The organism is Flavobacterium denitrificans DSM 15936, from assembly GCF_000425445.1.
GTDB classification, from domain to species: Bacteria; Bacteroidota; Bacteroidia; order Flavobacteriales; family Flavobacteriaceae; genus Flavobacterium; species Flavobacterium denitrificans.
Map to the genome: position 1 here is coordinate 187,072 of NZ_KE384379.1, position 11,816 is coordinate 198,887.

An 11,816-nucleotide genomic window follows, 5' to 3' on the forward strand; every position below is an offset into this window, starting at 1 on the left:
GCCAAATCAAGGCACTGCAATTTTCATCTGCTTGTGCAAAATATAAATATCTAAATCGGTCTGCGCACCGCAATATTCACCGTCTATTTGAAAATTCACTGGATAATCTGTTTTTATAGCGGCTTTATCCGTCGAAATAATGACAACGTCATCAGAGTCAATTGGCATATTTCCGGTTATAATTTTCCCAATCAATAATAAATCCAAGTTTTTTAAAATAACCAACTCGAACTTTCCATCGTTCATTGCACCATTTGGATTAATGATTACGCCTGTCCCGTATTTCTGTGAATTGGCAATAACAATCATTCTTGCAGTATGTTCGACTGTTTTATTATTGGCCGAAATTGTCGCTACGAATGGTTCTTCAGATTCGGTTAAAGTTGTAAATGCTTGCAATGCATAGCCCCAAAAGCCACGCACATCACTTTGTTCATAGTTTTTAACCAAATTGGCATTCAATCCAAGATCGCTTAAATGAATGCTCTTTTTGCCGTTGATGCAAATCATATCCATTTCAATGTAATGATGCAGGAAGGCAATATTTAGATTCTCTTCGATTCCGGCTGGCAAATTCAAATCGACTGAAAGTCCGTTTGCAGAACCCGCTGGTAAAATCCCGATGATGACATCGTGCTCTTCCATTGCTTCAGCAACCATTTTGATTGTTCCGTCACCGCCCGCCACAATAATTCGGTCAGGAGTATATTGATTGTATAATGTTTGTATCGCTTTTAAATCATTCTTTCCAGTAGTTTCATAAACTTCCAAATCAAAATGATTAGTAGTCGCAAATTCCTCAACCGCCTCAATCAAATCACTTTTATCACGATCACCTGATATAGGATTTACAACGAATAGTATATTCTTTTTCAAAATTTTATTTTAAACCAATTAAATTAAGTAAATTACAGTTACATAAATATACGCAATAAATGAAACCAATTTTACAATTATATCGAGGTTATGCAAATGAGCAAGAATTAATTGTGATGGGACACGTTTTAAGAAAAGAACATAATTATGATTTTGAAAAAAAGAAGCTTAAAAATGCGACTTCTATCCTCAAACTGTTCCGAATAAAAACGATCACGAATTTTGATGTTTATCTGCATTATAACGACCAAATCATTCATACTAAAACACTAGACGACGGTTACTTCAAGTTTTGTATTCCACTGGAAAAAGAAACTCATTTTGGATGGATGCCATATGAAGTAAGTCTAAAATACAACAACACATCCAGTAGTTGCAAAGGCAGTTTTATACGTCCTCATAAAGGAAAACTTGGCATCATTTCTGATATTGATGATACATTTTTGATTTCGCACACGAACAACTTCTTTCGAAAAATCTATATTTTGCTATTTAAAAATGTAAATGACCGAAAAGTATTTAAAGATGTTGTAGCCCATTATCAAGCTTTAAGTTTAGCAGGACGGCATAATACAGAGGAAGAAAATGCTTTTTTCTATGTTTCAAGCAGCGAGTGGAATTTATATGGCTTCATTTCAAAGTTTACCCGAATAAACAAATTACCAAAAGCAGTTTTTCTTTTAAAAGATATCAAAAGAGGAATCACTGATTTTTTCATGAGTGGCAGAGGAAGCCACGATCATAAATTTGAAAAAATAAAACATGTCGTGGAATTCTATCCTACGCTTAAATATGTTTTAATGGGCGATGATTCACAGCACGATCCGGTTTTATATGAACGAATCTGCAAAATTTTTCCGGTTACGGTAATTGCAGTTTACATCAGGCAAACAGGAAGATCAAAGAAAAAAGAAGTTCAGAAAATAATGAAAAACCTAGAAAGTCTTGATGTCTCAGTTTGTTACTTCAAAGAAAGCAGTCAAGCCATAGAACATTCAAGATCAATTGGAATTATTAAATAGGTTTGTTTTAAGTTTTTAGTTCCAGTTAACTGAAAAACTTGAAACATAATAAATGCTTTTTAAACTAAAAAACCTTTGCCAAAATTTGAAACTTTGACAAAGGCCTACCTACTTTTAAAAACTGAGACTGAAATCTGCGACTGCAAACTAAGCATTAAAATTATCAATCTCTTCTTGAACGGTTTCCCAATCGGTTAACAATTGATCTAAATCGGCTTTCTTTTTGTTGTACGCCGTAAAGAAAGAAGCGTCCTCGACATGTTTGTCATAATTAGTTTCCAACATTTTATCGTCATGTTGGATGTCTTTTTCTAATTGCTGAATTTGACTTTCGATTTTGCTTAATCTGTTTTGAAGCGCTTTTGTTTTTTTCTGATCTTCATACGAAACTTTAGCAACTTCTTTCTCTTTTGGAGCAGCTGTTTTTACAACATCTTTCTTCTCCACTTCACGCATATTTTCAAGATTGCGCTGTTCCAAGAAAAAGTTGATATCACCTAAATATTCCTTGATTTTTTGATCTTTGAATTCATAAACAATATTTGACATTCCTTGAAGAAAATCCCTGTCGTGAGAAACCAACAATAAAGTCCCTCCAAATTTTTGAAGCGCCGCTTTCAAAACATTTTTAGATTTAATATCTAAGTGATTCGTTGGCTCATCCATCAGCAACACGTTAATTGGCTGCAATAACAATTTACAAAGCGCCAAACGATTACGTTCACCCCCAGAAAGTACTTTTACTTTTTTCTCCACATCATCGCCACGGAAAAGGAAAGAACCTAACATATCGCGAACTTTCATTCGGTTCGTATCGGTTGCAGCATCTTCCATTGTTTGAAGTAAAGTGATTTCTCCATCTAAATATTCCGCTTGATTTTGGGCAAAATATCCTAATTGAACGTTATGTCCTAATTTAATGTTTCCTTGATATTCAAACTCATTAACAAGCGCTTTGATGAAAGTCGATTTACCTTGCCCATTTTGACCAACAAAAGCGATTTTACTTCCGCGTTCAACTAATAAACTGATATCTTTTAGAATCGTTTTGTCTCCGTATGCTTTCGTAACATGCTCCGCTTCAATTACCACTTTCCCTGGTTCTTTTGAAACTGGGAAAGAGATATTCATTACCGAATTATCATCTTCATCAACTTCGATTCTTTCAACTTTATCTAATTTTTTAATCAACGATTGCGCCATTGAAGCTTTTGAAGCCTTTGCACGGAATTTCTCTATTAATTTTTCTGTCTCTTCAATTTTCTTCTGCTGATTCTTTTGAGTAGCCAATTGCTTCTCACGAATTTCATGACGCAATTCTAAATATTGAGAATATGGTTTATTAAAGTCATACGCTTTACCTAAAGAAATTTCGATTGTTCTATTGGTTACATTGTCCAAGAACATTTTATCGTGTGATACGATCACCACAACTCCAGGGTAATTGCGAAGGAAATTTTCCAACCAAATAATACTTTCAATATCTAAGTGGTTGGTAGGCTCATCCAGCAATAAAACGTCGTTTGACTGCAACAAAAGCTTGGCAAGTTCGATACGCATTCTCCATCCACCAGAAAATGTTTCAGTCTGATTATTGAAAACTTCTCTTTTAAAACCAAGTCCTAAAAGAATTTTTTCAGTATCTCCAACATAATTATAACCGCCAAGAAGATCAAAACGATGCGTATAGTCAGATAAATCTTCGATAATCTGACCATATTCCTCACTTTCATAATCGGTTCTGGTCACTAATTGATGATTGATTTCTTCTAGCTTTTTCTCTACAACTTTAATTTCTGTAAAGGCCTCATAAGCTTCTTCTAATACAGTTCTTCCTTGCTCAAAATCAATATCCTGACGCAAGAAACCCATTTTGATATCTTTTTCCTGAGAAATAACTCCTGAATCTGGTTTAAAATCTCCTGCCAACATTTTAAGCATTGTCGATTTACCTGCTCCGTTTTTACCCACAAGACCTACGCGGTCGCCGGCGCCTAAACGAAAAGTAACTTCTTCGAATAAATAAGTTCCACCAAAAGAAACTGAAAGATTGTGTATATTAAGCATAATGTATTGCTGAAAATCTAGAAATTAAAATCACTGTAAATAAGCTTTTTGTCGCTTACAATTTTGAAAGTGCAAAAGTATAACTTTTAATTGAAAGTTTTGGGACTGAAACAACAGCTTACGCAATATTTCTGAATTTCAGTTCATTTGATTGACACCATTAAAAAGAACTGATCGAAAATAATATATAATAATAATTTCTTTCTGTTCCAATGATTCCCAATGAAGTCGCAACAGAAATAAAATAGTATCTTTGTAAGAGTATTACGTTTAATAATTTTCTTTAAAATCAATCTTTGATTTCGAAATCAAAAACACAAATAACAATGTTTAATAAAGGATCAAAACTAAATAGCATTTTTACCGGAAGCTGCCCAAGATGTCAAAACGAAAGCATGTATGAAGATAAAAATCCGCTTCATTTGACCAAAGTTCTAAAAATGAACGAAAACTGCAGTCATTGTGGTTTAAAATACCAAATCGAACCTTCCTTTTTTTATGGTGCAATGTATGTAAGCTACGGTCTAAATGTGGCTGTTGGAATTGCTGCCTTTATTGTTTCTTTTGTGTTTTTCGGAGCAAGCATCAGCCAGTCATTTATTTCTATAATAATAACGCTTATTTTGTTATTTCCGTTTGTTTTGCGCCTTTCGAGAAACCTTTACATCAATATGTTTATTTCATACGATCCAAAGGCTGGTCAGAAGTAAGAGATTTTAGATATCTTTTATGGAAGCGCTTAATATCGGCTTCTTTATCTAGTGGAATTTGATTTTCTATATGATCATATAAAGCTTGCGCCATTGCAGGTCCAAGCATTACACCTCTAGTGCCTAATCCGTTAAGGATATGCAATGATTTGTAGACTTCGTGGGTTCCTAGCAAAGGCCTTCTGTCTGCAACAGTCGGACGTACGCCCCCGAAATGTTTTACAATTTCAAAATTGCAGGTAATGATTTCTCTAATACGCTCCAAAAGTTCTTTTTTCCCTTCCTCAGTAGGCGCATCTGTTTTGTCATTCCAATTATAGGTTGCTCCAACTTTAAACAATTGATCTCCCAATGGCAATATAAAAACGCTTGTATTCACAATCAAATCTAAATTTAGATCTGGTGCTTTTATAATAAACAATTCTCCTTTGGTGCCGTCTAATGGCAGATAATTAAAAAACGGATTTTTATGCATTCCGAAACCTTCTGCAAAAACAATATGCCGTGCCTGAATATTTTTATACCGAATTCCTGATTCTAAAAACTCAATGCCATTGCAATCAAAAGATTCTTCTAACAACAAATTACTTTCTATCAAATATTTGTGATAACAATCCAACAATAAAGCAGTGTTGACATATCCAGTATGTAATACCTCGCCATAATCATACGGAGAATCAATTCCAACATATTTCTCTGTTATCAATTTTGTAGACAAGAAAGGCGCCAAATTGATTTTATCCGAAGCGGCAAACCAATTGTTTTGTTCTTCAATGGAGAAAAACTTTCTTAGAATTGGCATTTTAAAGTTGAACTTCTCTTGCAGTTTTTCTTCAACACGATCATAAAAATCATTCATTAAAACCAATTGCTCTTTTGCATTCCAAACTTCACTAAAACGCTTCAAAATGACAGGGTTATACAATCCACCTGCCACTCTTGATGAGTGTTGCGATTTGTTATCAAGAAGCAAAATAGTTTTATTGTTCTTAAGAGCCACTTCGGCGAAAGAAATTCCGGCCAAACCAGATCCGATGATTAAATAATCAAGCATTGTGCAGTATATAGGTATAATAAAAAAACTCTTACTACAAAGATAATAAGAGTTTGTCTTATAAGTTAGTTCCGTTGCTTAGTAATTCCACATATTCTCCTCGAAATTACGAATCTTTTCTTTTACTCTTTCAGATTCTAACAATTGATTCTGTGCATTATCTTTCATATAGTCTTTTATTTCACGATCGCCATACACATTTTCTTCCTTGTAGATAATCGAGTTAAAACGTCTCGAGTTTAAAATTTGATCGAATGAAATAGAAGCTGCAGAATTTACATCATTAAATGCTTTTGCCTCATGCAATACGGTACGCGCATCTGGAAAGAATACCCAAAACAATTCAATATAATCTTTCTCATCACTATTCATGGTGTAAACATCTGGAGTAACGGGGCAAATGCCAATTAAGCGATATTTTAATTCCCCCTGACGCTTGTCAAAATACCAATACCCTTTGATTTTATACTGTGTTACGTCTTGAGCGGTTAAATCTTGCTTCAAAATATACTCTGCAGGAACTGTTCTAGTTGGTCCAATTGTTTCTTCTTTGTAACTAACACTTTTTTTCTTGCCAGTACCTGTAACAACTTTTTTCTTTACAACTCGCGATTTGTAATCATCTGGATATTGATTGATCAGCTCTCTTCCTGCATCAGTGGTATCAACACGAGATAATGAACCTTCAATATCTTTCATGGTTTTTTTGGTATTAAAATAACTATCTGTATACACTTCAGTTATTCTACCATTCCTGATTGCTTTAGTTAAAACATCATAAAGAGAGCGCCTATCAGCACCTATGTTAGCAGTATCAACAGGAAAATAATAGGGGAAATTGATTTTTTCGTTTAAATCAATAATTTCCCAAGTCATTTTTCCCATCAGAACATCCCTGTCTTCAACATACCCATAAGCTAGAGGCTTATCATTATCTGCAATAAGTTGCGCAGGTGTCTTAATTCCAATTTGGGAGACCGTTTTCGCATTAAGCAAATTAGACTGTGCAATAGAAACAAAATTTCCAGCAACAAAAAACATAACGATTAAAAAATTTCTCACTTTCATCATAATTAATAGTATAAGAAGTCAAACGTAACATTTTAAAAAATATTATACTTTTTCTTACAAATTTAAAATCGTACCGATTTAATTGACCGTCCAAAAGTTTTCTCAAAAAAAAACTCTTACTACAAAGGTAGTAAGAGTTTTTCTTATATCGTTATGCTTCTGCTTAGTAGTTCCACATATCTTGTTCGAAATTACGAATCTTTTCTTTTACTCTTTCAGATTCTAATAACTGGTTTTGAGCGTTATCTTTCATATAATCGCTGATAGCTCTGTCTCCGTAAAGGTTTTCCTCTTTGTAAACAACCGCGTTAAAACGTCTAGAGTTTAAGATTTGGTCGAATGAAATTGGCAATGCAGAGTTATTATCATTGAAAGCTTTTGCCTCATGCAAAGCCTCTCTTGAATTTGGGAAGAAAACCCAAAATAACTCAATATAATCCTTTTCATCACTGTTCATTGTATAAACGTCTGGAGTTACAGGACAAATTCCTAGCAGACGATATTTCAATTCGCTTTGACGTTTGTCAAAATACCAATATCCTTTGATTTTGTATTGTGTAACATCCTGAGCTGTCAAATCTTGTTTTAAGATATATTCAGCAGGAACAGTTCTTGAAGGCGGCACAGTTTCATCAACATAAGTAACAGATTTCTTTTTCCCAGTTCCAGTAACAACTTTTTTCTTCACAACACGTGTCTTATAGTCGTCTGGATATTGGTTGATAAGTTCTCTACCTGCATCAGTAGTATCAATACGAGATAATGATCCTTCGATGTCTTTCATTGATTTTTTAGTATTGAAATAACTATCCGTATAAACTTCAGTTATTTTACCTTTTTTGATAGCTTTTGTCAAAACGTCATACAATGAACGTCTATCAGGACCAATGTTAGCTGTATCTACAGGAAAATACAAAGGAAAATTGATTTTTTCATTCAAATCAATAATCTCCCAAGTTGTTTTTCCCATCAAAATATCTCTATCATCAACATAACCGTAAGCTAAGGGCTTATCATTATCTGAGATAAGTTGCGCAGGAGTTTTAAGTCCTATTTGAGCAGGTGTTTTCGCGTTAAGCAAATTCGATTGCGCATTAGAAGCAAAACCTCCAGCAATAGAAACAATGGCTATTAAAAAATTTCTTACTTTCATCGTGGTATCATTATAAGATATTGAACGTAGTTATAAACTACTTTATTATTGTATTTCGTAAATTACCGGAGCAGTTCTTGGCAATAAATAACTACCAGCTCCAACAAGTTTAGTTTTAATTTCAGAAATAGTAACTTGATCTCCTCTACCTGCTCTAGCAAGAACTGATTTACATTGTGCATTTAATTTATTACCAGTAACTACAACTGTAGGTTGTCCAGCAATTTTCAAATTAAATCCAACAACATCTAAACCAACTTCGAAATCAAAGTCTACTAATTTAGCACCAATAGTAGCAATTTCTAAGTTAGATTTAGGCCCTTTAACAACACCCATATCACCTCTAATTGTACCTGTTGGCCCAGGAATACCTTTAATTCTGAATGTTTTCTTATCTGAAACTTTATCACCGTTTGGCAATGTACCTGTTACAGAAATTGTAGTTTCGTTACCAGAACCTGGGCTCATGTTATATTTACCTGGTTTACCAGCAGAACTTAATCCAGGAGCACTAGCAACAACTTTGTTATCAGCAACACCAGCAAAAGATACAGAGATTGGGTTAACTACACCTCTATACACTACGTTCATTTTGTCTGCAGAAATTGTAGCAGAATTTGGTCTTGGAACTACAACATACTTCCCAGCAAATTTAAGAGGAATGTTTTTTCCATCTTCTAAGAAAGTAAATTGTCCGTTAATGTTTTGCTCTCCAACACCTCCAGCAGTTAATGAGATAACAGCTTGTCCGTTTACGATTTGTCCAGGACCTTGGAAAGATGTAGGTTTTGTGTTTTCGTCGTAACGACCTAGAACTACTTTACCAGTAACTTTCTCACCTTGGAAATAAGCATTTTTATCTAAAACTACAATTGCTTGGTAATTGCTATAAGATGCAGCAGCAACCGCAGCTTTTCCTAAAGCAGCACTATAAACATCAGATTCAGCTTTTTGAACATCATTTTGCCAAGCAGAAAGTTTAGCTAATGAAGCAACTGCAGGGAAACCTTTAAAGTGGTAAGCTAAATACTTATCTTTTAAACCTTCTTTGTTTGCAACATCAGAAAGATCAAATTTCTTTTCAACCTCAGCTAAGATTGCAGCGTATTTTTTGTCTGACAAAGCAGCTTTCATCTCTGACTTATACTTTTCGATGTGAGCGATGATATCATTTCCTTTTTTAGTGTATCCATCACCAGTAAACCAGTTGTCGATATTGTCACCTTTGTCCATTGACTCGTATGGCAATTTACCAGTTTCTTTATCAGTTTCAAAACCTTTTAAAACATCCGCTTTTAAAGAGCCTACATATGCATAAAATTCTTTTGAAGCTGTTTCAACTTTGTGAGCCGTAACCGCTGCAGTAGCAAATTCTCCTTTTGCTTCAGCTGCTTTTTGGTCTAACGACATCAACATACTTGCATTTGTTTGTTCTGAAGACGTATTAGCACTTTCAAATTTTTCATTCATTAATCCAAAAGCAGATAAAACTTCTTTGGACATATTCATTGCTAACATTGCGATGAAAACCAGATACATCAGGTTGATCATCTTCTGTCTAGGGGTTAATTTTCCTCCTGCCATTTTTTTCTAATTAGTTCTTATTAATAATTTTAATATAATAGTTAAAAACTAATTATCCTTTGTTACTCATTGCAGAAAGCATACCACCGTAAACACTGTTTAAAGAAGCAATGTTTGCTGTCATAGACGCCATTTGCTCTTTTAATTTAGCAGCATTTTCAGCAATTTCGCTGTTAGCTTGTGCATTTCTTGAAGCACTTTCTAATTGAACTTTATATAAACTGTTTAATGATTCCATTTGTGCAGCTGCCATAGACATTTCTTCAGCATATTTCTTTTGTCCTGCAATAGAATCAACTGTTGGAGAAATTGCTTTTGCAGCTCCTTCGAAGTTTTTGATTGAATTTCCTAAGCTTGCCATTAACTCACCGTCAACTTTAGCTTCTTTCAACATGGCATCTAATTTTTGAGACAATAATCCTTGAGCATCAGTTGGAGTTTCAACTTTTGCTTCTTTTTTTCTAGCTTGTCCGTTTGCCAATTCTGGGTAAACAAGAGTCCAATCCAACTCATCCTCAACTGGTTCGAAAGCAGAAAGTGCAAAAATTAACGCTTCTGTCACCAATCCAACAGAAAGCATAACTGTTCCTGTTAATGGACCAATTTCAAAGTGAGTAATTTTGAATAATGCTCCAATAATTACTACTGCCGCTCCCATACCATAAGCGAAATTCATTGCTTTTTTACTTAATAATGCCATAATACTTCTTTTTTTTAGGTTTTAATTTTTAATAGACTCGATTTGGTTGTATTTAATTTAGATAATAAATTACTTTTTCTTTTTGCTTCCAGTTACTTGAGTTCCCATGTAATCTTGTACCGTTCTGAAACCAATGTAACTTCTAGCTGAATCAGCATATTCGTGATCACGAGTACTTACTTGTAGGAAGTAAGCAACATCTTTCCAAGATCCTCCACGAACTACTTTTCTTTGGTTGTTTCCATCAATTACGTTAGGGTTCATTGTAGAAACATATTCGTATGCATTAGGGTTATAAGCTGAATCTGTCCACTCTGAAACGTTTCCTGCCATGTTGTATAAACCGTAACCGTTAACTTCGTAAGATTTAGCCTCAACTGTGTATAAAGCTTCATCAGCAGCATAATCTCCTCTACTTGGTTTAAAGTTTGCCATAAAGCATCCTCTGTCGCTCTTAGTATAAGGACCTCCCCATGGGTAAGTTGCTGATTCCAGACCTCCTCTTGCAGCATACTCCCACTCTGCCTCTGTTGGCAACCTGAAAGCGTTTACTAAGTCACGTCCTTTTTTCTTAGATTTGATATAACTGTTTTTGTTTAACGTTCTCCAAGCACAGAAAGCTTTTGCTTGTTTCCAAGTAACACCAACTACTGGATAATCTCCATAAGCTTTGTGCCAGAAATAATCATTGTGCATTGGCTCATTATATGAATAAGCGAAATCTTTAATCCAAACTGTTGTATCAGGATAAACGCTTACTTGCTCTGTTTTAACAAAGTCTTTTCTTTTTCCAACTTTAGCTTTTGCTGCAGCTTGAATATCCATCCAAGAATAACGGAATTTTAATTTATTTACATCAATTGTTCTTAATCCATTGTATGATTCTTCAATTGGCAAATACATAGAGTCCATTACTTCAGCATAATACTCATCTGGATAAGCTTTTGTATCTTTAATTAATTTTACTTTTTTGTTTAGTTTTCTACCAGCATAAGGATCATCTTTTGTTCCTACGCTATAGTAGTTATCATACATATATTTATCGTAAGCCGTCATTTTATCTGGCTCAGAATCATTAAATGCATAATCAGCTATACTACCGCCTTTTTTTCCTTTACCGTCGCCTGTAGCTTTTTGACCTGTTTCATCAGCCAAGATTGCCAAACGAACTCTCATTGTAGAGTCTTTTACCCACTCCACAAACTGACGATACTCACTATTTGTAATCTCAGTCTCATCCATATAGAATGAACGAACTGTAACTGTTTTAGTTGGAGCATCTTCCACATTAGCTAAGTCAGCATCAGCTTTACCCATAATAAAAGATCCACCTGGAACCAAAGTCATTCCATAAGGTTTTTCAGGATGCCATTTCCCTCCTGTAACACCAACTAATTCACCTTTGTCACCTGACTTACCACAGCCAATTACCAGTGTTAACATTGCTGCAAATGCAATAAACTTCTTCATATAAATTTGGATTATCTATTCATTATTAAAAGTCCGTAAACGTATTTATTATTTATCTAAAAAACAATACTACTTGCGAATTTTATTTTACCGTTCAAAAATAATGTTA

10 protein-coding genes are annotated in these 11,816 nt (G+C 34.3%); 2 read left to right on the forward strand and 8 right to left on the reverse strand.

Annotated features, from left to right (window positions below; translation table 11 throughout):
- Positions 1-6 precede the first annotated feature (6 nt).
- Positions 7-876 (reverse strand): diacylglycerol/lipid kinase family protein, encoded by an 870-nt coding sequence (locus H600_RS0120430; RefSeq protein WP_026730528.1) that lies wholly within the window; start codon positions 874-876, stop codon positions 7-9.
- 59 nt (positions 877-935) lie between these two features.
- On the opposite strand from H600_RS0120430, the gene H600_RS0120435 reads away from it, so the two are divergent.
- Positions 936-1,898: an App1 family protein phosphatidate phosphatase gene (locus tag H600_RS0120435; protein WP_026730529.1), complete on the forward strand. Its 963-nt coding sequence runs from the start codon at positions 936-938 to the stop codon at positions 1,896-1,898.
- A 147-nt stretch (positions 1,899-2,045) separates the two neighbouring features.
- Here H600_RS0120435 and H600_RS0120440 read toward each other — a convergent pair whose 3' ends face one another.
- Complete coding sequence (locus H600_RS0120440; protein ID WP_026730530.1) at positions 2,046-3,965, reverse strand: ABC-F family ATP-binding cassette domain-containing protein; 1,920 nt, start codon at positions 3,963-3,965, stop codon at positions 2,046-2,048.
- A gap of 326 nt (positions 3,966-4,291) precedes the next feature.
- On the opposite strand from H600_RS0120440, the gene H600_RS0120445 reads away from it, so the two are divergent.
- Positions 4,292-4,675 carry a DUF983 domain-containing protein gene (locus H600_RS0120445; RefSeq protein ID WP_026730531.1) on the forward strand — a complete coding sequence of 128 codons (384 nt, stop codon included), beginning with the start codon at positions 4,292-4,294 and terminating at the stop codon, positions 4,673-4,675.
- Here H600_RS0120445 and H600_RS0120450 read toward each other — a convergent pair.
- The 6 genes from H600_RS0120450 to porK all read right to left on the reverse strand — a co-directional run bounded on the left by H600_RS0120450 (position 4,641) and on the right by porK (position 11,707).
- Positions 4,641-5,729 (reverse strand): NAD(P)/FAD-dependent oxidoreductase, encoded by a 1,089-nt coding sequence (locus H600_RS0120450; RefSeq protein ID WP_026730532.1) that lies wholly within the window; start codon positions 5,727-5,729, stop codon positions 4,641-4,643. The genes H600_RS0120445 and H600_RS0120450 overlap by 35 nt on opposite strands.
- Before the next feature lie 78 nt (positions 5,730-5,807).
- Positions 5,808-6,797, reverse strand: coding sequence for a type IX secretion system ring subunit PorN/GldN (porN, locus tag H600_RS0120455; RefSeq protein ID WP_026730533.1), 990 nt, complete (start codon positions 6,795-6,797; stop codon positions 5,808-5,810).
- A gap of 166 nt (positions 6,798-6,963) precedes the next feature.
- Positions 6,964-7,953, reverse strand: coding sequence for a type IX secretion system ring subunit PorN/GldN (gene porN, locus H600_RS0120460; RefSeq protein WP_026730534.1), 990 nt, complete (start codon positions 7,951-7,953; stop codon positions 6,964-6,966).
- 45 nt (positions 7,954-7,998) lie between these two features.
- A complete protein-coding gene (gene porM, locus H600_RS0120465; protein WP_026730535.1) occupies positions 7,999-9,537 on the reverse strand; it encodes a type IX secretion system motor protein PorM/GldM in 1,539 nt (512 codons plus the stop codon).
- A gap of 52 nt (positions 9,538-9,589) precedes the next feature.
- Positions 9,590-10,237, reverse strand: a complete 648-nt coding sequence (gene porL / locus H600_RS0120470; RefSeq protein ID WP_026730536.1) for a type IX secretion system motor protein PorL/GldL — start codon at positions 10,235-10,237, stop codon at positions 9,590-9,592.
- A 69-nt stretch (positions 10,238-10,306) separates the two neighbouring features.
- Positions 10,307-11,707 (reverse strand): T9SS ring complex lipoprotein PorK/GldK, encoded by a 1,401-nt coding sequence (gene porK / locus H600_RS0120475; protein ID WP_026730537.1) that lies wholly within the window; start codon positions 11,705-11,707, stop codon positions 10,307-10,309.
- Positions 11,708-11,816 lie beyond the last annotated feature (109 nt).

Excerpts from the sequence above, each read along its gene's own strand:
- H600_RS0120435 (WP_026730529.1), top strand. The coding sequence starts at position 936 with ATGAAACCAATTTTACAATTATATCGAGGTTATGCAAATGAGCAAGAA.
- H600_RS0120440 (WP_026730530.1), bottom strand. The coding sequence starts at position 3,965 with ATGCTTAATATACACAATCTTTCAGTTTCTTTTGGTGGAACTTATTTA.
- H600_RS0120445 (WP_026730531.1), top strand. The coding sequence starts at position 4,292 with ATGTTTAATAAAGGATCAAAACTAAATAGCATTTTTACCGGAAGCTGC.
- H600_RS0120450 (WP_026730532.1), bottom strand. The coding sequence starts at position 5,729 with ATGCTTGATTATTTAATCATCGGATCTGGTTTGGCCGGAATTTCTTTC.
- porN (WP_026730533.1), bottom strand. The coding sequence starts at position 6,797 with ATGAAAGTGAGAAATTTTTTAATCGTTATGTTTTTTGTTGCTGGAAAT.
- porN (WP_026730534.1), bottom strand. The coding sequence starts at position 7,953 with ATGAAAGTAAGAAATTTTTTAATAGCCATTGTTTCTATTGCTGGAGGT.
- porM (WP_026730535.1), bottom strand. The coding sequence starts at position 9,537 with ATGGCAGGAGGAAAATTAACCCCTAGACAGAAGATGATCAACCTGATG.
- porL (WP_026730536.1), bottom strand. The coding sequence starts at position 10,237 with ATGGCATTATTAAGTAAAAAAGCAATGAATTTCGCTTATGGTATGGGA.
- porK (WP_026730537.1), bottom strand. The coding sequence starts at position 11,707 with ATGAAGAAGTTTATTGCATTTGCAGCAATGTTAACACTGGTAATTGGC.